The organism is Thalassovita sp. ABM4_323 (assembly GCF_056158665.1).
In genome coordinates this window covers 2,649,058-2,668,924 of sequence record NZ_JBSWTS010000007.1, presented here as the reverse complement: position 1 = coordinate 2,668,924, position 19,867 = coordinate 2,649,058, and the positions used below count along the sequence as shown (strand labels likewise).

Sequence of the window (19,867 nt, the reverse complement as noted above, 5' to 3'; positions counted from 1 at the left end):
GTTCAGCACCTTTGCCGAACCCGTTCAAGGGGGCGCTAACATCTTGTGCCGCTACGCGCCAATTTCCATATGCCAATTAGACGAATTGTATATGGCGCAGGCGCGCGGGCTCGGATATAGAGGTGCGACCTGAACAGAGGACCAATCGGAGAGAAACGATGAGTGAGTGGCAAAAAACCAACTGGCGCAACAAGCCCAGGGTTCAGATGCCCGACTATACGGACGCGGCAGCCCTGAACTCGGTCGAGGATCAGCTGTCGAAGTATCCGCCGCTGGTCTTCGCCGGAGAGGCGCGCAAGCTGAAAGAATCCCTGGCTGCCGCGTCCCGCGGCGAGGCCTTTTTGCTGCAAGGCGGGGATTGCGCCGAAAGCTTTGACCAATTCAGCGCCAATGCGATCCGCGACACCTTTAAGGTGATGTTGCAGATGGCCATGGTGCTGACCTATGGCGCCAAAGTGCCGGTTATCAAGGTCGGCCGCATGGCCGGTCAGTTCGCCAAGCCGCGCTCGGCGCCCACGGAAACCGTGGATGGTGTGGAACTGCCCAGCTATCGCGGGGATATTATCAACGAGCTGGATTTCACCTCGGATGCGCGCATCCCGGACCCGGCCAAGATGCTGCAGGCCTATACCCAATCGGCGGCCACGCTGAACCTGCTGCGCGCCTTCAGCACCGGCGGTTACGCAGACGTGCACCAGGTGCACCAATGGACCCTGGGCTTTACCGAGGGCGAAAAGGCCGCGAAATACCGCGAAATGGCCAACCGGATCAGCGACACGCTGGACTTCATGAAGGCCGCGGGCGTGAACAGCGCGCATACCAATGCGCTGCAAACCGTCAGCTTCTACACCAGCCATGAATTGCTGCTGCTGGAATACGAAGAGGCGTTGACCCGGATGGATTCGACCTCGGGCAAATGGCTGGCTGGCTCGGGCCATATGCTGTGGATTGGCGATCGCACCCGTCAGCCCGACGGCGCGCATGTGGAATTCCTGCGCGGGGTGATGAACCCGATCGGTCTGAAATGTGGTCCCACAACCACCGCCGAGGATCTGAAGGTTCTGATGAACAAGCTCAACCCCGACAACGAGGCGGGCCGTCTGACCCTGATCGCACGTTTCGGTGCGGGCAAAGTGGGTGAACACCTGCCGCGTCTGATCAAGACCGTGCAGGAAGAGGGCGCCAATGTCGTCTGGTCCTGTGATCCGATGCACGGCAACACGATCAAGTCGGCCTCGGGCTATAAAACCCGTCCGTTCGACAGCGTGCTGCGCGAAGTGCAAGAGTTCTTTGCCATTCACCGCGCCGAGGGCACCATCCCCGGGGGCGTGCATTTCGAAATGACCGGCCAGGATGTTACGGAATGCACCGGCGGCGTGCGTGCCGTCACCGAAGAGGACCTGTCGGCCCGCTACCACACCGCTTGTGATCCGCGCCTGAATGCCTCGCAATCGCTGGAGCTGGCCTTTTTGGTGGCCGAGGAACTGTCGGCCCTGCGAGACGAAAGCCAGGCCGAAGCCGTCTGATTTCAGCACAATATCCAAAGAAAAGCGCGCCGATCTTGGCGCGCTTTTTGTTTTTCGGATCTGCGGTTCGTGCGGTCGCCGCCTTAGTCGTCAGACTTGATCAACCGCAAGTCCGGTTTGCGACGCACCGAGCGCAGCCGAGCGGCATCGGCGTGCTCAAAGACCCGAGCGGGCTCGGCAAAGGCCGGGTTGGGCTGTTGCGCATTGCGAGACACCGACCGAGGCAACGGCACCGACCCCATCAGGGGCTGCAAACGCTGGGTGTTCATCTTGAACCGGCGCGGCGCGCGGCCGATTTCCCCATAGGTCGACAGACATCCCAGCGCCCGCGTCACCCGGTTTTCGTCGTCGGTCAGCGGCAGCAACATCATCCGGCCCAAACATTTCGGTTTGCCAATGGCGCGCTCGGCCGTGAGGTCAGCGATCAGCTGGGCAGGGGCGGAAAACACTTGCTCAAGATGATCGGCAAACCGGGTGCGATGCTCGGGCGTGATCAATGCGGTCAGGGGCATGCCCCGGATTTCCATCCCCATCATGTCATTCAAATGCGAACCCGCCAGCCGTATGCGCCCAACCCCCGGCGCGATCCGTTCGATCATGAAGGTGTGCGACAGCGCCCCTTCTATCCCGCGCGGGTCGATTTCCAACCGAGAGGGCATCTGACGCGAGCCCTTGAGCGCGGTCCAATAAGCCTCGACCTCGGCCAGTTCGGGAAATCTATTCTGCGACACGTGTTTGCCGATCTCGATAACGTTGTTAGATGCCCTGGGGTCATCCGTCCCCAAATACCCACTGAAAAACATGTCCATCACCCAAGTTTGCGGTTTTGCCTGCGCAGCAAACCTGTGTGAGTTCAAAGGTTAACGCGGCAAAGGTTATCTAAATCTTAATATTCCACAGGTTGAGGAAAATTGCTGCGGTATTCGTAATGAAAGGTTAATGATTGCCCGGCAGGTCCTGCTTGCCCCGTTGGGGGGAAATGGCTTAGGGCTGTGCCAAAGAATGCCCAAGCACAGGAGCCACACCTTGTTGAAATCCATGACCGCTTTTTCCTCGGGCACCGGGTCTTTGGACACCAGCGACAGTGCCGCCTTCAGTTGGAGCTGGGAGCTGCGTTCAGTGAACGCCAAGGGCCTGGATCTGCGTCTGCGGGTTCCGGATTGGATTGATGGTCTGGAAACCGGGCTGCGCACGCGTCTGGGCAAGGCGATGGGGCGGGGCAGCGTCGCGCTTTCATTGAAACTGGCCCGCGAAGATCAGGGGGGCACGCTGGCTGTGAACGCGGCGGTGCTGGACTCGGTCCTGGAGGGCATGCGCGTGATCGAAGAGGCCGCCTTGACCAAAGGGGTGTCCCTGACGCCCGCCACCGCCGCCGAGGTGCTGGCGATGCGCGGTGTCGCAGAAACCCGCACCACGGATCAGGACACGACGCAGCTGCGCACCGCATTGCTGGCGGATTTCGAGACGGTTCTGGAGCAATTCCTGTCGATGCGCGCCAACGAGGGCCAGGCGCTGCACCAGGTCTTGCTGGGCCAGATCGATCAGATCGCGTCGCTGACCGCCGAGGCCGCCGAGGTTGTGCTGGCGCGAAAGGCCGACACGGAACAAGCGCTGCGCAACGCGCTGGAACGAGTCATGCAAAACATTGGCGAGGCAGACGAGCAGCGCGTGACTCAGGAACTGGCGCTGATCGCGGTGAAATCCGACGTGACCGAGGAACTGGATCGCCTGCGCGCCCATATCGACGCCGCGCGCGAGCTGCTGGGCCAGGACGGCCCCGTCGGCCGTAAACTGGATTTCCTGATGCAGGAGTTCAACCGCGAGGCCAACACCTTGTGTTCGAAATCGCAAAACACCCAGCTGACCCGTGTGGGGCTGGAACTGAAGACCGTCATCGACCAGATGCGCGAGCAAGTACAAAACGTGGAGTAACCCATGCAACGACGTGGCCTTTTGATCATCCTGTCCTCGCCTTCGGGGGCCGGGAAATCCACTCTGACGGGGCGTTTGCGCGACTGGGACCCTGAAATCAGCTTTTCGGTTTCGGCCACTACCCGTGATCCGCGCCCCGGCGAGGTGGATGGCGAGCACTACCACTTCATGACCCAGGATGAATTCAAAAACACGGTGCACGAAGACGGTATGCTGGAACACGCGCAGGTGTTCGGGAACTACTATGGCTCGCCCAAGGCGCCGGTTCAGGCCGCGATCGAAGATGGCAAGGACGTGCTGTTCGACATCGACTGGCAGGGCGCACAGCAGATCACCAACTCGTCCCTGGCTGCGCATGTGCTGTCGATCTTCATCCTGCCGCCCTCGATCACTGAGCTGCATCGCCGTCTGATCAGCCGTGGTCAGGACAGCGAAGAGGTGATTACCAAACGCATGGCCAAAAGCTGGGACGAGATCAGCCATTGGGGCAGCTATGATTATGTGCTGGTCAACGACGATTTGGACAAGACAGCCGAAGAGCTGAAGACTATCGTGGCCGCAACCCGCATGCGTCGGGTTCAACAGCCGGTGCTGGTGGATCACGTGCGCAGGCTGCAAACGGAATTCGAGGAGCTGAAATGACCCTGTACAGCCTGGATGGAAAATCGCCTGAACTGCCCGAAAACGGGGATGTCTGGGTTGCGCCCGATGCCAATGTGGTGGGGCAGGTTCGGCTGGGGCAGGGGGCCTCGGTCTGGTTTGGTTGCACCCTGCGCGGCGATAACGAGCTGATCGATATTGGTGACGGCTCCAACGTGCAGGAAAATACGGTGATGCATACAGACAAGGGCTATCCGCTGACCATCGGCGTGAACTGCACCATCGGCCACAAGGCGATGCTGCATGGCTGCACGGTGGGGGATAACTCTTTGATCGGGATGGGGGCCACGGTGCTGAACGGTGCCAAGATCGGTAAGAATTGCCTGATTGGCGCCACCGCGCTGATCACCGAAGGCAAGGAAATCCCTGATGGCAGCCTGGTCATGGGCTCGCCCGGCAAGGTGGTGCGCCAACTGGACGAGACCGCGATCCAAAGCCTGACGCTCAGCGCGTTGCATTATCAGGAAAACATGCGACGGTTCCGCGACGGGCTGACACCTGTCGAATAACATGGATCGCGGGGATTGAGCGATGACAGAAACGCTGATTTCAGACACATTGGCGGCCATCCCGATGCCTGCTTTGTTGGTCGCAGCGGGCGAGCGTATTCTGGGCGGCAACATCGCTGCTGAAAAGCTGTTCGAATCCGAGGACCTGACCGGAAGCCACTTGTTGACGGTCTTGCGCCAGCCCTCGGTTCTGGATGCGATTGACGCCTGCCGGTCCAGTCAGACGACGCGTACCACCCGCTATCTGACCACAGTGGGCCGACAGGAGATGACCTATCGCGTGCATTGCGGTTTCATTCGCGATCAGGATCGCTCGGGGGTGCTGGTCACCTTCGAGGACATCACCCATCTGGAAACAGCCGAGCAGATGCGCCGCGATTTCGTCGCGAATGTCAGCCACGAGCTACGCACGCCTCTGACCGCTTTGCTGGGCTTTATCGAAACACTTCAGGGACCCGCGCGGGATGATCCTGTCGCACGAGACAAATTCCTGGGGATCATGGCCAACGAGGCCGGACGGATGAACCGTCTGGTGCGCGATCTGCTGTCGCTCAGCCAAGTCGAAGCCCAGGAACGCATCCGCCCGGGCGAAAGCGTCAACATGACCGAGATGATCAACTCGGTGATCCGCAATCTCTCGCCGCTGGCCGAGGCCTCGAGCGTGACAATGCAGCAGGATGTGCCGTCTGAACCGGTGCTGCTGCCTGCGGATTCCGATCAGATTCGCCAGGTGCTGATGAATTTGACTGAAAATGCCATCAAATATGGCGGGACCAACGGAACGGTAACGCTGTCTTTGTCGGTCATGAGCCGGGATCCGGCCTTGCGCGGCCCGGCCGCACGGATTTCTGTACGCGACGACGGCCCCGGAATCGATCCGGTGCATGTGCCGCGCCTGACGGAACGGTTCTACCGCGTGGATAGCCACCGGTCGCGAGAAATGGGCGGAACGGGGCTTGGGCTTGCGATCGTCAAACACATTATCAACCGTCACCGCGGCCGTTTGAAGATCGACAGCGAGCAGGGCCAAGGCAGCGTCTTCACCGTGATTCTGCCGATTTAGCAGCATACTCGCCCTTGGGATGCGCTCGGTTTGACAGGTTTTACGCAAAGGTGGAACGAATTTGTCACAAACTTCGAATCCAGCGCAGGGATTTTGTTACATTCGCCGGATTTCGCGCGACTCTGAGGCTGCTTCAACGGGGGTTTTAGGATATATCCTAAGAAATTCTGATGGCTTGCATCGCATAGGAAATACCTAACCTACTGGTATTTAAGGTATTAATTTCCGTATGTGACAAATGCAGCCAACCAAAGCCCTATCTGTCATATCCCTGTTACAATAGCGTCACAAAAGATTGGCATTCGCCCGATAGTTCGCGCCGCAGAGGTCGCCTTTACCGAGCGACCCGCAATCGAAATCAGGAGTTTCCCTATGTCCTTCGTGAAACTGACCGCCTCCACTCTGGCGATCGCTGCTGTTTCCGCCACCGCTGCTGCTGCCCGTGATCAGGTGCAGGTTGCCGGTTCGTCCACCGTTCTGCCCTATGCTTCGATCGTTGCCGAAGCCTTTGGCGAAAACTTTGACTTCCCGACCCCCGTTGTTGAATTGGGCGGTTCGTCGGCTGGTCTGAAGCGCTTCTGTGAAGGTGTTGGCGAAAACACCATCGACGTGGCCAACGCCTCGCGCAAGATCAAAGACAAAGAGATCAAGAAATGTGCCGAAAACGGCGTGACCGACATCATCGAAGTCCGCATCGGCTATGATGGCATCGTGTTCGCAAACGACATCAAGGGCGAAAGCTTCCAGTTCACTCAGACCGACTGGTTCCTGGCTCTGTCAAACGAGATCCTGGTTGACGGCAAAATGGTTGCCAACCCGAACAAAACCTGGGCCGACGTGAACCCCGCGTTCCCCGCCCAGCCGATCCAAGCCTTCATCCCCGGCACCAAGCACGGCACCCGTGAAGTGTTCGAAGACAAGGTGATCCTGGAAGGCTGCGAAGCCACCGGCGCATTCGAGCACCTGCTGGCCGAAGCTGAAGGCGACACCGCCAAAGCCAAGAAGAAAGCCGCTGAAAAAGCCTGTATCTCGCTGCGTACTGATGGTGTTTCGGTCGACATCGACGGTGACTACACCGAGACCCTGGCCCGCATCGACAGCAACAAAGACGGCATCGGCGTCTTCGGCCTGGCGTTCTACGAGAACAACACCGACAAGCTGCAGGTTGCCACCATGGCAGACGTTGTTCCCTCGACCGAGTCGATCGCAACCGGCGAATACCCCGTGTCGCGTCCGCTGTACTTCTACATCAAGAAAGCCCACCTGGGCGTGATCCCCGGCATCAAAGAATACGCTGAGTTCTTTGTTTCCGACGAGATCGCAGGCCCCGATGGCCCGCTGGCCGAATACGGCCTGGTTTCGGACCCCGAGCTGGTCAAAACCCAGGAAGCCGTGGCTGACGAGCACACCATGGGCTCGAACATGTAAGACCCTTAGGAAAGAGCGGCCCTTGCCGCTCTTTCCGACCTTTGCTATTGCCGCCAGGCATTTCCCAAATTTTTCGGAGCAGACATGCCCGTACTCTGGCTACTTCTGATTGTCGCCGCTCTGTCCGTTGTCGGTTACGTGTTCAGCCGCATCCGCGCGCTGAAATCCGTAAACGGGGACAGCAGAGCCTTGCACTCGCTACCTAAATACTATGGGGCCAACGCCGTCGTCTTCACGGCGGTTCCTGCGCTTCTGGTGTTGGCTGTTTGGCTTTTGGCCCAACCAATGGTGATCAACTCGAGCGTTTCGAAATTGATCCCTGAAACCGCGATTGCCGAAGGATCTTCGCTGGATCTGGTCATGTCGGACGTACGGCGCGTCGCGGATGGCCTGGATCTGGCCGTTGCCCAAGGCACCATGACCGAAGCCGAGGCCGGCAAGATGCGTGCCTCGTTGTCGGATGTACGCGGTCGACTGGCCGAGATCGGCGTCGCCCTGGGGTCGGATGTGCGCCCCGAGGTGTTGGGCGCCGCACAGGAATACCGCGCGATGACCGCTGCGGGGAACCTGTACATGACGATCGTGGTGCTCGTGGTGTCAATTGCCGGGTTTGCCTGGGCCATTTTCAGCTCGCACGCTGAATTCCGCGCGCGCAACGTGGTGGAAAACGCCATCATGGTTCTGCTGATCGGGGCGGCTTCGCTGGCCATTCTGACCACCGTGGGCATCGTTTTGTCGATGCTGTTCGAGACGGTGAACTTCTTCGGTCTGCACGACTGGAAGGACTTCTTCTTTGGCGCGACTTGGGCGCCGAACTTCCGCGGCGATTCCGAATTGTCGATCCTGCCGCTGCTGTGGGGCACGCTGTATATCTCGGTGATTGCGCTGCTGGTGGCGGTGCCGATCGGGTTGTTCGCTGCGATCTATCTGTCCGAATACGCCGGCCCCAAGACGCGTAGCTTTGCCAAGCCGCTGCTAGAGATCCTGGCCGGTATCCCGACCATCGTTTACGGCCTGTTTGCCCTGCTGACCGTCGGCCCGATCCTGCTGCGCCTGTTTGGCGAAAACGGCGGTCTGGGCGTTGACTGGATGAGCGGCGCCACATCGGTTCTGACCGCTGGTGTGGTGATGGGTATCATGCTGATCCCCTTCGTCAGCTCGCTGTCCGATGACATCATCAACGCCGTGCCGCAATCCATGCGCGACGGCAGCCTGGGCCTGGGTGCCACCCAATCGGAAACCATCCGTCAGGTCGTTGTCCCTGCCGCTTTGCCCGGTATCGTGGGCGCCATTCTGTTGGCCGCCAGCCGCGCCATTGGCGAGACCATGATCGTGGTGATGGGGGCAGGGGCAATTGCGAAATTCTCGGTCAACCCGCTGGAAAGCATGACCACGATCACCACCCGTATCGTCAGCCAGCTGACCGGGGATGGGGATTTTGCCTCGCCCGAGACGCTTGTGGCCTTTGCCCTTGGCCTGACCCTTTTCGTTCTGACGCTGGGGCTGAACGTCCTGGCGCTGTATATCGTGCGCAAATACCGGGAGCAGTACGAATGACCGACGCAACCACTTCGATCCTGACCCCGGACGCCCGCACGAAAAAGCGGAACGCGGCTGAAGGACGGTTTAAACTATACGGAATGGCCGCCATCGGTGTCGGTCTGGCCATGCTGATCCTGCTGGTTGTCACGATCGTGGGCAACGGGATGGGCGCCTTTCAGCAGACCTTTATCACGCTGAATGTAGAGCTGCTGGAAAGCAAACTGGACAAGAAAGGCAACCGGGACATCGACGACATCAAGAAGGTATCCACCTTCGGCTATGCCCCGCTGATGAAAAATGCCTTTGCCGCCGCAGTTGAAGAAAACGGGATCGAAACCAAGCTGAAAACCAAGGATCAGGCCAAGCTGCTGTCGAAATCAGCCGCTGCGGATCTGCGTAATTTCGTGATCGCCAACCCCGACCAGATCGGCAAAACCGTCGAGTTCACCTTTCTGGCCAACAGCCGTGTGGATGGCTATCTGAAGGGCCGCGTCAGTCGCGAAAGCATCGCCAATGACAAAAACATCAACGCCGCGCAGCTGGACCTGGTGGATGCGTTGAAAGAGGCGGGCGTGATCAAGAAACGCTTTAACGCTGATTTCTTCCTGGGCGCGGATGCCTCGGACCAACGGCCAGAAGCGGCCGGGATGGGTGTGGCGATGGCGGGCTCGTTCTTTATGATGATGGTGGTTTTGGCGCTGTCACTGCCCATCGGGGTTGCGGCCTCGATCTATCTTGAGGAATTTGCCCCCAAGAACTGGCTGACCGACATTATCGAGGTGAACATCTCGAACCTGGCCGCTGTGCCGTCGATCGTGTTCGGTATTCTGGGTCTGGCCGTATTCATCAACTATATGCACCTGCCGCAGTCGGCCCCGCTGGTCGGTGGTCTGGTGCTGACGCTGATGACCCTGCCGACGATCATCATTTCCACCCGCGCCTCGCTGAAATCGGTGCCTCCGTCGATCCGCGACGCTGCGCTGGGGATTGGCGCGTCGAAAATGCAGGCCGTGTTCCACCACGTGCTGCCGCTGGCCGCGCCGGGGATCCTGACCGGCACCATCATCGGCCTGGCCCAGGCGTTGGGGGAAACTGCACCGCTGCTGCTGATCGGGATGATCGGGTTTATCGCCTCGAACGCGCCGGGCAGCATCGCCGAAGGCCTGATGTCGCCGAACTCGGCCATGCCGGCACAAATCTACGAATGGGCAAAACGGGCTGACCCCGCGTTCTATGAGCGCGCCTGGGGTGGGATCATCATCCTGCTTGTTTTCCTGATCACCATGAACACAATCGCTGTCATCCTGCGCCGCCGCTTCGAGCGCCGCTGGTAACCCGAGGGGGCAACAATGTACGACGCACCTAGCCTGGAGAAGACCGTGGACCAAAAAAATATCAAGATCGCCGCCAAGGACGTTCAGGTCTACTACGGCCCCAACCACGCAATCAAAGACGTGAATGTGGATTTGCAGGACAAGACCGTGACCGCCTTTATCGGCCCCTCGGGCTGCGGTAAATCCACCTTTTTGCGCTGTCTGAACCGGATGAACGACACGATCGATGTCTGCCGGGTCGAAGGCGACATTCTGCTGGACAACGAAGACATCTATGACCCCAAGGTCGATCCGGTGCAGCTGCGCGCCAAAGTGGGCATGGTGTTCCAGAAACCGAACCCGTTCCCCAAGTCGATCTACGACAACGTGGCTTATGGGCCCCGTATCCACGGCCTGGCCCGCAACAAGGCCGAGCTGGACGAGATCGTTGAAAAATCCCTGCGCCGCGGCGCCATCTGGGACGAGGTCAAGGATCGCCTGGATGCCCCGGGCACCGGCCTGTCGGGCGGTCAGCAGCAGCGCCTGTGCATTGCGCGCGCCGTCGCCACCGAACCCGAGGTTCTGCTGATGGACGAGCCGTGCTCGGCTCTGGACCCAATCGCGACTGCACAGGTCGAAGAACTGATCGACGAGCTGCGCAGCAACTTCTCGGTGGTGATCGTGACCCACTCGATGCAGCAGGCCGCGCGCGTCAGCCAGAAAACCGCCTTCTTCCACCTGGGCAACCTGGTCGAATACGGCGACACCACCCAGATCTTTACCAACCCCGTTGACGCCCGGACCGAAAGCTACATCACCGGTCGGATCGGCTAAGGAGCCTGACAATGTCGGACAAACACATCGTTTCTGCCTTTGACAGAGACCTGGAAGCCATTCAGGCGCAGATCCTGAAAATGGGCGGTCTGGTCGAAGCTGCGATCCTGGACGCAGCCAAATCGCTAGAAGAGCGCGACGAAGAGCTGGCCGAAAAGGTCCGCAACAGTGATCGTGCCATCGACGACCTGGAAGAGCTGATCAACGAAAACTGCGCCAAGCTGATCGCGCTGCGTGCACCCACCGCTGTGGACCTGCGCGTGATCCTGACCGTGATGAAGGTCAGCGGTAACCTGGAACGCATCGCCGACTATGCCAAGAACATGGCCAAGCGGAACGGTGTTCTGGTGCAGATGTCGCCGATCAACGGGTCTTATGCCGCGCTGCGCCGCATGGCGCGCGAGGTTCAGCTGATGCTGAAGGACGCGCTGGACGCCTATATCAAGCGTGACGCTGAACTGGCGATGGACGTGATCCATCGTGACCGCGACGTGGACCAGATGTACAATGCGCTGTTCCGCGAATTCCTGACCTTCATGATGGAAGACCCGCGCAACATCACCCCCTGTATGCACCTGCATTTCATCGCCAAGAACACCGAACGCATGGGCGATCACGTGACCTCGATCGCCGAGCAAGTGGTGTATCTGGTGACCGGTGGTCTGCCCGACGATCTGCGCCCCAAGGGGGACATGACCTCGGTCAATCCCGAGCTGGGCCAGGTCTGAACCGCGACAAGTCTGAGTTGAGTAAATCCGATGTCCGCACAAACGCAACCCACCGTTCTGATCGTCGAGGACGAGCCCGCGCAACGCGAGGTTCTGGCCTATAACCTCGAAGCTGAAGGTTTCCGTGTCGTCAAAGCCGAAAACGGCGAAGAGGGCCTGATCATGGTGGACGAGGAAACCCCCGATATCATCGTTCTGGACTGGATGCTGCCCAACGTGTCGGGCATCGAGGTCTGCCGGCGTCTGAAAACCAAATCTGACACGCGCTCGATCCCGATCCTGATGCTGTCGGCCCGGTCCGAAGAAGTCGACAAGGTGCGTGGGCTGGAAACCGGCGCGGATGACTATGTGGTCAAGCCGTACTCGGTGATCGAACTGATGGCCCGCGTGCGTGCCCAGCTGCGGCGGACACGCCCCGCCACGGTGGGCGAGCGGTTGGAGTTCGAAGACATCATCCTGGACGCGGAAACCCATCGTGTCACCCGCGATGGCGAGGCGCTGAAGCTGGGGCCGACCGAATTCCGGCTGCTGTCAACCTTCATGGAAAAACCCGGCCGGGTCTGGAGCCGCGAGCAGCTTTTGGATCGCGTGTGGGGCAGGGACATCTATGTCGACACCCGCACCGTGGACGTGCATATCGGACGGCTGCGCAAGGCCCTGACGCGCTTTGGCGGCTCGGATCCGCTGCGCACTGTGCGCGGGGCAGGCTACGCATTGGGTTAACGGGGCAGGCCGTCCTCGGTTTCCGCCTGTGTTTCCAACCAATCCCGAAACAGGTTTAGAGCCTGTTTTCGGGATTTTTCTTTGGGCCAGACCAGATAATAGCTGCCCAATGTGCGCGTCGCGGCCCCATAAGCAGGCACCAGACGGCCCGAGCGCAGCTCGGATTGCGCCAGGTAATCCGGCAGCAACGCGACGCCCAAACCGTGAATCGCCGCTTGCAAAATGGTCGAGAATTGATCGTACAGGGTGCCATTCAGGCGATCGGCTTTGACACCGAACGAGTTTAACCATTGCGTCCAGGCCAGCGGGCGGGTCTGGATTTGCAGCAAGGGATAGTCCAGCAAATCCCGCGGGTGCGCGATGGTCTGACCCGCGATCAAATCGGGGGCGCAGACAGGCAAAACCTGCTCGGACATCAGCTTTAGCCGCTCGGTCCCGGGCCAATCATCATTTCCATATTGTAAAGCCGCATCAAAGGGTTCTGCGGCAAAGTTCACGTTCTGCAGGCGCGTTGACATGTTGATCGTTACCTCGGGATGCAGCTGCGCGAATTCTGACAAACGGGGCACCAGCCAACGCATCCCAAAGGTGGGGAGGATGGCCAGGTTCAGGCTTCCGCCCTCGGGGTTCACGCGCAGGTTCAGGCTGGCCTGCGCGATCTGGTGCAGCGCAGCGCGGACATCCTGAACATAGTCCTGCGCGGCGGGCGTCAGGGTCATGCGCTTGCGCTCTCGGAGGATCAACTCGGTTTCCAGATAGGATTCGAGAGACTGCAACTGCCGACTGACCGCGCTTTGGGTCTGGTTCAGTTCCTGCGCAACTGCGGTGGCCGACCCAAGGCGGTCCAGGGCCTCGAGCGCGCGCAGGGACGCGATTGAGGGCAAAAGGCGGCGTGACGGTCCCATATATGCGGTTTACTCATGTTTATATGCAAGTATTTCGCTATTTTAGGCCCGGATTCCGAAATATTGTCAACCACAACGCATATAAAGCACAGGACGGACTCATGACTGATACACCCACGCTGCGCGCCAAAGACGCTCCGGATCTGCACGGTTTTGTTTGGGACGACCCCTTCAAACTGAATGATCAGCTGCAAGAAGACGAGCGTATGATCCGCGACAGCGCCGCGGCTTATTGCGCTGAAAAACTGCAGCCGCGGGTGCTGGAGGCGTTTCAAAACGAGCAGACAGACCCCGAAATCTTTCGCGAAATGGGCGAGATGGGACTGCTGGGCACCACGATCCCCGAAGAATACGGCGGGCTGGGCGCGGGCTATGTGTCCTATGGTCTGGTCGCGCGCGAGGTCGAGCGGGTGGACAGCGGCTATCGCTCGATGATGTCGGTGCAAAGCTCGCTGGTGATGTATCCGATCTATGCCTATGGCAGCGAAGAGCAGCGTCAGAAATACTTGCCCAAACTGTCCAGCGGCGAATGGATCGGGTGCTTTGGCCTGACTGAACCCGACGCAGGCAGTGATCCGGCCGGCATGAAAACCCGCGCCACCAAGACCGAGGGTGGCTATGTGCTGAACGGGTCGAAAATGTGGATCTCAAACAGCCCCATCGCCGATGTGTTCGTGGTCTGGGCCAAGTCCGAGGCCCATGGCGGCAAGATCCGGGGCTTTGTGCTGGACAAGGGCCTGAAGGGGCTGACTGCGCCGAAAATCGAGAAAAAGATGTCGCTGCGCGCCTCGATCACCGGGGAAATCGTGTTGGACAATGTCGAGGTGGGCGAGGATGCGCTGTTGCCGCATGTGGAAGGCCTGAAAGGGCCGTTTGGCTGTCTGAACCGCGCACGCTATGGCATCAGCTGGGGCGTTCTGGGCGCTGCCGAGTTCTGCTGGCACGCGGCGCGTCAATACGGGCTGGATCGGCACCAGTTCAAGCGTCCGCTGGCCGCCACACAGCTGTATCAAAAGAAACTGGCCGACATGCAGACAGAGATTGCACTGGGTCTGCAAGCCAGTCTGCGGGTAGGGCGCCTGATGGACAACGCAGATGCGGCGCCCGAGATGATCAGCATCGTCAAACGCAACAATTGCGGCAAGGCTCTGGATATTGCGCGTCTGGCGCGTGACATGCACGGCGGCAACGGCATTAGCCTGGAGTTCGGTGTGATCCGTCATATGGTCAACCTGGAAACGGTCAACACCTACGAGGGTGCGCACGACGTCCACGCGCTGATCCTGGGGCGCGCGCAAACTGGTCTGCAAGCGTTCTTCTAATGCAGTCTGCGGGCGGCCATAGGGGCATGCCCGCAGCTGCCTCTCACTCACCAGTAATCGTATAATCTGTATTATGGTAATATATGAGTCACCGAGCCAGGATTTTTTTACTATCTGGTTGATGTTTTCTCGACAAACAGCTGTTCGCAGGATTTATTAATAAGACGGTTGGGCGACCACTCGCTGCCTAACCCTGTATCCGAACGGGAGAACCGTTTGGGTTCACTATCACTGTTGTTTACCAAGGAACCACATCGTGTCGCTCTCTAACTATCTGACAGCGCTGACAAATGCAAAAAGCATCGAAGAACTCTGGGATATGCATTCGAGGAAGATGGCCAGCTATGGCTTCGACCGTCTGCTCTATGGCTTTACGCGCTTTAGATCAGGACAATCGCTTGGGGATCCAGAAGACTATGTCATTCTCACCAATCATGATCCGGCCTATTCGGACGTATTCATGAATGATGGATTGTACCACCATGCGCCGATGGTTCGTTGGGTTCTTGAAAATGAAGGCGCCTGCAGTTGGAATATTATCCCGCAATTGGCCAGCAATGGCTTGATGACAGAAAGCGAGAAAAGAGTGATCGAGTTCAATCGTCAGCACAATGTGCTTGCCGGTTATTCGATCAGTTTCAAATCCATTTCTCCGCGTGCTAAAGGCGCCATCGCTCTGACTGCGCGCGCGGAACTCAGCCAAGATCGAGTCGATGCCACTTGGGAACAACATGGCGAAGAGATACTTGTGGTGAACAACGTTGCTCATTTGAAGATCATGACGCTTCCCTATTCCGGCCCCAGTCGGCAGTTGACCAAGCGCCAGCGCGAAGCTTTGCAATGGGTGGGCGACGGCAAAACGGCGCAAGACATCGCGTTGCTTATGGGATTGACGCCCGCCACTGTCGAAAAACACTTGCGCCTTGCACGTGAAACACTGAGCGTCGAGACCACGGCCCAGGCCGTGTTGAAAGCTGCGCTGCAGAATCAGATGTTTGTGATGGAATCCTAACAAAAGCAATTATTTGCATCTTTGCATGAAAAGCACAGACAGAATTGGTGCCCTCGCGATCAGCTTATGGATATAACACCCTGTAATAACACAATAAAAATGCCTTTCTGCAGGCGCGATACGGAAAGGTAGGGAATCCCTTACTTTCTTTACGTGAGGTAAAACGGCAAATTGGCTGTGTTCCGTGAGTGGTGGCTTTGGCCAAGGAACGAAGACCAAGGATCGTTGTGATTTCAAGGCTCTGCTTGGTCTCCGGTTAAAATCCGGGTGCTGGCTTGGGCTGTATAGGGGGTCCGGGTCAGCAGCTAAAAGACCGATCCTCGCTCATCCCCAATAGTCCGGGGATCGGTCGACTTTTTTTGGGTGCCACTGCCTTTGGGCGGTGGCACCTTTTTCTATGTTTGCCCCCTGCCCCAGCGAAAACTCAACAACGAAAAAAGCCCCGAACGAAATCGCTCGGGGCCTTGAGGCTTCAGACTGAAAAAGGCGATTAGCCCTGAACGGCCTTGGCGACTTCGGCGGCGAAGTCTTCTTCTTTTTTCTCGATGCCTTCGCCAACTTCCATGCGCACGAAACCAACGATTTCGGCACCGGCTTCTTTGGCGGCAGCTTCGACGGTCAGGTCGGGGTTCACAACGAACGCCTGACCCAGCAGGGTCAATTCAGCGATGAATTTCTTCATGCGGCCCTTGATCATGTTTTCGATGATGTTTTCGGGCTTGCCGGATTCACGCGCGATGTCGATCTGAACCTGCTTTTCTTTCTCGACAACGGCCGGATCCAGATCAGCTTCGCCCAGAGCGGCAGGGTTCGCGGCTGCGATGTGCATGGCAACCTGCTTGCCGAATGCCTCGTCACCGCCGTTCAGGCCAACCAGAACGCCGATTTTGCCCATGCCGTCGGTGGCTGCGTTGTGGATGTAGGTCACAACGGTGCCCGCTTCGATCGAGGCCATACGGCGCAGCGACATGTTTTCGCCGATGGTCGCGATCTTGTCGGTGATGACGGTTTCGACGGTCTTGCCACCAATCTCGGCAGCTTTCAGCGCGTCAACGTCGGCAACGGTCAGAGCCGCGCCAGCGATGTCTTTCACCATGCCCTGGAATTCGGCGTTCTTCGCAACGAAGTCGGTTTCCGAGTTCACTTCGACAGCAACGCCTTTGCCACCATCCACGGCGACGGCCACCAGGCCCTCGGCGGCGGTACGGCCGGCTTTCTTGGCGGCTTTGGCCAGACCTTTGGTGCGCAGCCAGTCAACGGCGGCGTCCATGTCGCCCTCGTTTTCGACCAGGGCTTTTTTCGCGTCCATCATGCCAACGCCGGTGGATTCGCGCAGTTCTTTTACCTGTGCAGCGGTGATCGCCATAGTGGCTCTCCTCGAATAGAAAAAGGATTGTCGGGCGCGGACATAGCCCGCGGCCCGTATCAGTTTGATGACAGTCCGGCCTTAGCCTTCGGCGCCTTCGATGGCTTCCTCGACGGTCTCTTCCAGAGCGCCCAGGTCAACACCGGCGGCACCCATCTGAGCGGTCATGCCGTCCAGGGCTGCGCGCGACACCAGGTCGGTGTACAGAGCGATGGCGCGGGCTGCGTCATCGTTGCCGGGGATGATGTAATCGATGCCATCAGGCGAGCAGTTGGTGTCGACAACAGCCACAACCGGGATACCCAGTTTCTTGGCTTCGGCGATGGCCAGCGCTTCTTTTTTCACGTCGATGACGAACAGCAGGTCCGGCACGCCGCCCATTTCACGGATACCGCCCAGCGAAGCTTGCAGCTTCTCTTGGTCGCGTTCCATGTTCAGGCGCTCTTTCTTGGTCAGACCTTCGGCGCCGCCGTCCAGTTTCTCGTCGATTTCCTTCAGACGGTTGATCGACTGCGAAACGGTCTGCCAGTTGGTCAGGGTGCCGCCCAGCCAGCGGTGGTTCATGTAGTATTGTGCGCAACGCTCGGCGGCGTCTGCCACAGGGGCAGCGGCCTGGCGCTTGGTGCCGACGAACAGAACGCGGCCGCCCTTGGCAACGGTTTCGCGCACAACATTCAGAGCCGCGTCAAGCATGGGAACGGTCTGGGTCAGGTCCATGATGTGGATGCCGTTGCGCGAGCCGTAGATGAACTCGCCCATGCGGGGGTTCCAACGCTGCGTCTGGTGGCCAAAGTGAACGCCTGCTTCCAGCAGCTGGCGCATGGTGAACTCGGGAAGAGCCATGTCTTTTTCCTTTCCGGTTTACGCCTCAGCGGGGGTAGAAACAGTGTTCAACCGGCGGACCTACAAGGATGTCTCCCTCATACGCCCAACCCCGCCTGCGGGTTTGAATGCGGCTCCTTTACGGCAATGCCAGCCAATGCGCAACCCCCTACGGCTGCTGATCACAGAAAGACCCGTTCGATCACCCAATAGGCCCCGATCACGGCGATCACCAACGAGCCGGGAATGGAAATCATGCGCCGGTACCAGGGTTTGCGGCCAAACCACGCCCCGACGGCCAGGAAGGCAATGGCAATCACGGTCAGTTGCCCCAGTTCCACGCCGACATTAAAGCCCAGCAGCGCCGGGATGAATTGTGAGTTTGGCAGGCCGAACTCGCCCAACACGCTGGCGAATCCCAGCCCATGCAGAAGGCCGAACAGAAACACGATGATCGGGCGCCATGGGGTCAGTCCCTTGGCCAGAATGTTTTCGATCGCGACAAAGCAAATCGACGCGGCGATCAGGGGCTCGACAATACTGCCGGGCACCGAGACCCAGCCCAAAGCCCCGGCCGCCAAAGTAACCGTATGCGCCAGAGTAAAGGCCGAAATTTGCCAGATCAGCGGGCGCAGCCGTGTGGACAGGAAAAACAGCCCCAGAACGAACAGGATATGGTCCAGCCCCTTGGGCAGGATGTGGTCAAACCCAACAGGGATATATTGGACAAAGGCCTGTGTGGCGCTCAGCGTTTCGCCCCCCGACAACGGAACCGGCCCCGAGCTGTCCCCGCCCTGCAATGTCCCGGTATAGGGCGCCTCGACCCCGTTTTGACGCAGGATCAGAGTGCCGTAGCCAACCGGCCAGGTCAGGTCCAGCGTGTCCGCACGAGTTGCGGGCACCGAGGCCAGAATCGTCGCCGCGCGAGCCAGTTCAATCGTTTGCACCATCTGCACATCGACGCGCTGCATGCTCAGGGCCGCAGGCTGGCCGTTCAGCGTGACCTGAACCCGGCCGATCATGTGGTCGAAGCGTGCCTCGATCATCTGTTCCAGCGCCTGCCCCTGCAGCGCGCGCAGGGCATCATACTCCCCTGCCCCCGGTGCGTTGTTGGTATCGTCCAGACCATCCAGATTGATCCCGGCCAGGATTGCCTCGGCATTGATGCGGAACTCGATCTGCAGCTCGTCCTCGAATAGCTGGAAATTCGCGATCCCTGGCGTAACCTCGTGGGCCCAGCCCCCCTGAACCAGCAGGCTTGACATCGCAGCCACAAACGCCAGCCTCACCCATATGAAAATGCGCACCATACCCCTGCTCCTTACCTTGCTGGCCACCCAAGCCGTTGCGCATGAAGTTTGGATAGAACCTCGGCACTATCAAGTCGAAAAAGGCGCGCCAATTGTCGCTTCGCTGAAAAACGGAGAGCGTTTTGCCGGAATCGAGCTGGGCTGGTTTTCAGGACAAATCGCGCGGTTTGATGTCGTGGAACGCGGGAAAAGGCGCGCTTTGAACGGACGGCCCGGCGACATACCTGCCGTGCAAGGGCTAAAGACCGGGGCCGGTCTTGTCGTACTGGTCCACCAATCCAAACCCAAAACCGTAACCTACGAAAATTGGGACAAGTTTCAGAAATTCGTTGATCACAAAGACCTGGGGGATGTGCGGGCGGCGCATCAGGCGCGCCAGCTGCCGGAGTCACCGCTGCGCGAGATCTACACACGCTTTGCTAAGTCCCTGCTGTCGGTGGGGCACGGCAAGGGCACAGACCTCCAAACCGGGATGGAAACGGAAATCGTTGCGCTGGCCAACCCCTACCGAGAGCGCCTGACAGAGATGCCCGTGCTGGTGCTGTACCAAGGCAAACCACGCGGTAAGGTTCAGGTTGAATTGTTCGAGCGCGCTCCGGATGGGGAAGTCCGCGTAAGCACACACCGCACGGATGAACTTGGCAAAGCCACCCTGCCTGTTCGCGCCGGTCACACGTATCTGGTCGATGCGGTTGTTCTGCGCGTGCCCGCAAAGGATCTGGCGCAGCGATACAATGCGCAATGGGAGACCCTGTGGGCCTCTTTGACGTTTGCGCTACCTGAGCCGTAAGCCGATAGATGGGGGCGCTGCCCCCGGCCTGCGGCCTCCCCCGGAGTATTTTGCGAGCAAAGAAAGCGGGGATGGTGGATGA

The 19,867-nt window shown here is 59.1% G+C and carries 19 protein-coding genes; 14 read left to right on the top strand and 5 right to left on the bottom strand.

Annotated features, from left to right (window positions below; genetic code table 11):
- Positions 1-158: 158 nt before the first annotated feature.
- A complete protein-coding gene (locus ACXADQ_RS15620) occupies positions 159-1,526 on the top strand; it encodes a class II 3-deoxy-7-phosphoheptulonate synthase (RefSeq protein ID WP_475322779.1) in 1,368 nt (455 codons plus the stop codon).
- A gap of 83 nt (positions 1,527-1,609) precedes the next feature.
- Here ACXADQ_RS15620 and ACXADQ_RS15615 read toward each other — a convergent pair whose 3' ends face one another.
- Positions 1,610-2,329, bottom strand: coding sequence for a PAS domain-containing protein (locus ACXADQ_RS15615; protein WP_475322776.1), 720 nt, complete (start codon positions 2,327-2,329; stop codon positions 1,610-1,612).
- A gap of 223 nt (positions 2,330-2,552) precedes the next feature.
- On the opposite strand from ACXADQ_RS15615, the gene ACXADQ_RS15610 reads away from it, so the two are divergent.
- From ACXADQ_RS15610 to phoB, 10 genes are all read left to right on the top strand, one after another.
- Positions 2,553-3,458: a YicC/YloC family endoribonuclease gene (locus ACXADQ_RS15610; RefSeq protein WP_475322772.1), complete on the top strand. Its 906-nt coding sequence runs from the start codon at positions 2,553-2,555 to the stop codon at positions 3,456-3,458.
- 3 nt (positions 3,459-3,461) lie between these two features.
- Entirely contained in the window at positions 3,462-4,100 is a 639-nt protein-coding gene (gmk, locus tag ACXADQ_RS15605; RefSeq protein WP_475322770.1) for a guanylate kinase, read from the top strand.
- Complete coding sequence (locus ACXADQ_RS15600) at positions 4,097-4,627, top strand: gamma carbonic anhydrase family protein (protein ID WP_475322768.1); 531 nt, start codon at positions 4,097-4,099, stop codon at positions 4,625-4,627. Before gmk ends, ACXADQ_RS15600 begins: the two co-directional genes overlap by 4 nt.
- Before the next feature lie 22 nt (positions 4,628-4,649).
- Positions 4,650-5,690 (top strand): sensor histidine kinase, encoded by a 1,041-nt coding sequence (locus ACXADQ_RS15595; protein ID WP_475322766.1) that lies wholly within the window; start codon positions 4,650-4,652, stop codon positions 5,688-5,690.
- 372 nt (positions 5,691-6,062) lie between these two features.
- Positions 6,063-7,118, top strand: a complete 1,056-nt coding sequence (locus tag ACXADQ_RS15590) for a substrate-binding domain-containing protein (RefSeq protein WP_475322761.1) — start codon at positions 6,063-6,065, stop codon at positions 7,116-7,118.
- An 84-nt stretch (positions 7,119-7,202) separates the two neighbouring features.
- Complete coding sequence (gene pstC, locus ACXADQ_RS15585) at positions 7,203-8,675, top strand: phosphate ABC transporter permease subunit PstC (RefSeq protein ID WP_475322757.1); 1,473 nt, start codon at positions 7,203-7,205, stop codon at positions 8,673-8,675.
- Positions 8,672-9,994 carry a phosphate ABC transporter permease PstA gene (pstA, locus tag ACXADQ_RS15580; RefSeq protein ID WP_475322755.1) on the top strand — a complete coding sequence of 441 codons (1,323 nt, stop codon included), beginning with the start codon at positions 8,672-8,674 and terminating at the stop codon, positions 9,992-9,994. Before pstC ends, pstA begins: the two co-directional genes overlap by 4 nt.
- 15 nt (positions 9,995-10,009) lie before the next feature.
- The gene (gene pstB / locus ACXADQ_RS15575) at positions 10,010-10,807 is read left to right on the top strand and encodes a phosphate ABC transporter ATP-binding protein PstB (protein WP_475322751.1); all 798 of its coding nucleotides are present in this window, start codon (positions 10,010-10,012) and stop codon (positions 10,805-10,807) included.
- 11 nt (positions 10,808-10,818) lie between these two features.
- The gene (phoU, locus tag ACXADQ_RS15570) at positions 10,819-11,535 is read left to right on the top strand and encodes a phosphate signaling complex protein PhoU (RefSeq protein ID WP_475322748.1); all 717 of its coding nucleotides are present in this window, start codon (positions 10,819-10,821) and stop codon (positions 11,533-11,535) included.
- 30 nt (positions 11,536-11,565) lie between these two features.
- Positions 11,566-12,258 carry a phosphate regulon transcriptional regulator PhoB gene (phoB, locus tag ACXADQ_RS15565; protein ID WP_475322744.1) on the top strand — a complete coding sequence of 231 codons (693 nt, stop codon included), beginning with the start codon at positions 11,566-11,568 and terminating at the stop codon, positions 12,256-12,258.
- Here the strand turns inward: phoB and ACXADQ_RS15560 are convergent.
- A complete protein-coding gene (locus tag ACXADQ_RS15560; RefSeq protein ID WP_475322738.1) occupies positions 12,255-13,163 on the bottom strand; it encodes a LysR family transcriptional regulator in 909 nt (302 codons plus the stop codon). The two genes, phoB and ACXADQ_RS15560, sit on opposite strands and share 4 nt — an antisense overlap.
- 101 nt (positions 13,164-13,264) lie before the next feature.
- Between ACXADQ_RS15560 and ACXADQ_RS15555 the strand changes: the two genes are divergently transcribed.
- Positions 13,265-14,485, top strand: a complete 1,221-nt coding sequence (locus tag ACXADQ_RS15555) for an acyl-CoA dehydrogenase (RefSeq protein ID WP_475322734.1) — start codon at positions 13,265-13,267, stop codon at positions 14,483-14,485.
- 253 nt (positions 14,486-14,738) lie between these two features.
- Complete coding sequence (locus ACXADQ_RS15550) at positions 14,739-15,497, top strand: autoinducer binding domain-containing protein (protein WP_475326094.1); 759 nt, start codon at positions 14,739-14,741, stop codon at positions 15,495-15,497.
- A 490-nt stretch (positions 15,498-15,987) separates the two neighbouring features.
- Here ACXADQ_RS15550 and tsf read toward each other — a convergent pair whose 3' ends face one another.
- The 3 genes from tsf to ACXADQ_RS15535 all read right to left on the bottom strand — a co-directional run bounded on the left by tsf (position 15,988) and on the right by ACXADQ_RS15535 (position 18,995).
- A complete protein-coding gene (gene tsf / locus ACXADQ_RS15545; protein WP_475322730.1) occupies positions 15,988-16,863 on the bottom strand; it encodes a translation elongation factor Ts in 876 nt (291 codons plus the stop codon).
- Positions 16,864-16,944: 81 nt separating this feature from the next.
- A complete protein-coding gene (gene rpsB, locus ACXADQ_RS15540) occupies positions 16,945-17,706 on the bottom strand; it encodes a 30S ribosomal protein S2 (protein WP_475322727.1) in 762 nt (253 codons plus the stop codon).
- A 161-nt stretch (positions 17,707-17,867) separates the two neighbouring features.
- Entirely contained in the window at positions 17,868-18,995 is a 1,128-nt protein-coding gene (locus ACXADQ_RS15535) for a HupE/UreJ family protein (RefSeq protein ID WP_475322725.1), read from the bottom strand.
- Between ACXADQ_RS15535 and ACXADQ_RS15530 the strand changes: the two genes are divergently transcribed.
- Positions 18,985-19,785 (top strand): DUF4198 domain-containing protein, encoded by an 801-nt coding sequence (locus ACXADQ_RS15530; RefSeq protein WP_475322722.1) that lies wholly within the window; start codon positions 18,985-18,987, stop codon positions 19,783-19,785. The two genes, ACXADQ_RS15535 and ACXADQ_RS15530, sit on opposite strands and share 11 nt — an antisense overlap.
- The last annotated feature ends 82 nt before the right edge of the window (positions 19,786-19,867 follow it).

Coding starts and splice junctions, on each gene's coding strand:
- ACXADQ_RS15600 (WP_475322768.1), top strand. CDS start 4,097: ATGACCCTGTACAGCCTGGATGGAAAATCGCCTGAACTGCCCGAAAAC.
- ACXADQ_RS15615 (WP_475322776.1), bottom strand. CDS start 2,329: ATGTTTTTCAGTGGGTATTTGGGGACGGATGACCCCAGGGCATCTAAC.
- gmk (WP_475322770.1), top strand. CDS start 3,462: ATGCAACGACGTGGCCTTTTGATCATCCTGTCCTCGCCTTCGGGGGCC.
- pstC (WP_475322757.1), top strand. CDS start 7,203: ATGCCCGTACTCTGGCTACTTCTGATTGTCGCCGCTCTGTCCGTTGTC.
- ACXADQ_RS15595 (WP_475322766.1), top strand. CDS start 4,650: ATGACAGAAACGCTGATTTCAGACACATTGGCGGCCATCCCGATGCCT.
- pstB (WP_475322751.1), top strand. CDS start 10,010: ATGTACGACGCACCTAGCCTGGAGAAGACCGTGGACCAAAAAAATATC.
- phoB (WP_475322744.1), top strand. CDS start 11,566: ATGTCCGCACAAACGCAACCCACCGTTCTGATCGTCGAGGACGAGCCC.
- ACXADQ_RS15620 (WP_475322779.1), top strand. CDS start 159: ATGAGTGAGTGGCAAAAAACCAACTGGCGCAACAAGCCCAGGGTTCAG.
- tsf (WP_475322730.1), bottom strand. CDS start 16,863: ATGGCGATCACCGCTGCACAGGTAAAAGAACTGCGCGAATCCACCGGC.
- ACXADQ_RS15555 (WP_475322734.1), top strand. CDS start 13,265: ATGACTGATACACCCACGCTGCGCGCCAAAGACGCTCCGGATCTGCAC.
- ACXADQ_RS15560 (WP_475322738.1), bottom strand. CDS start 13,163: ATGGGACCGTCACGCCGCCTTTTGCCCTCAATCGCGTCCCTGCGCGCG.
- ACXADQ_RS15535 (WP_475322725.1), bottom strand. CDS start 18,995: ATGGTGCGCATTTTCATATGGGTGAGGCTGGCGTTTGTGGCTGCGATG.
- phoU (WP_475322748.1), top strand. CDS start 10,819: ATGTCGGACAAACACATCGTTTCTGCCTTTGACAGAGACCTGGAAGCC.
- pstA (WP_475322755.1), top strand. CDS start 8,672: ATGACCGACGCAACCACTTCGATCCTGACCCCGGACGCCCGCACGAAA.
- ACXADQ_RS15590 (WP_475322761.1), top strand. CDS start 6,063: ATGTCCTTCGTGAAACTGACCGCCTCCACTCTGGCGATCGCTGCTGTT.
- ACXADQ_RS15530 (WP_475322722.1), top strand. CDS start 18,985: ATGCGCACCATACCCCTGCTCCTTACCTTGCTGGCCACCCAAGCCGTT.
- rpsB (WP_475322727.1), bottom strand. CDS start 17,706: ATGGCTCTTCCCGAGTTCACCATGCGCCAGCTGCTGGAAGCAGGCGTT.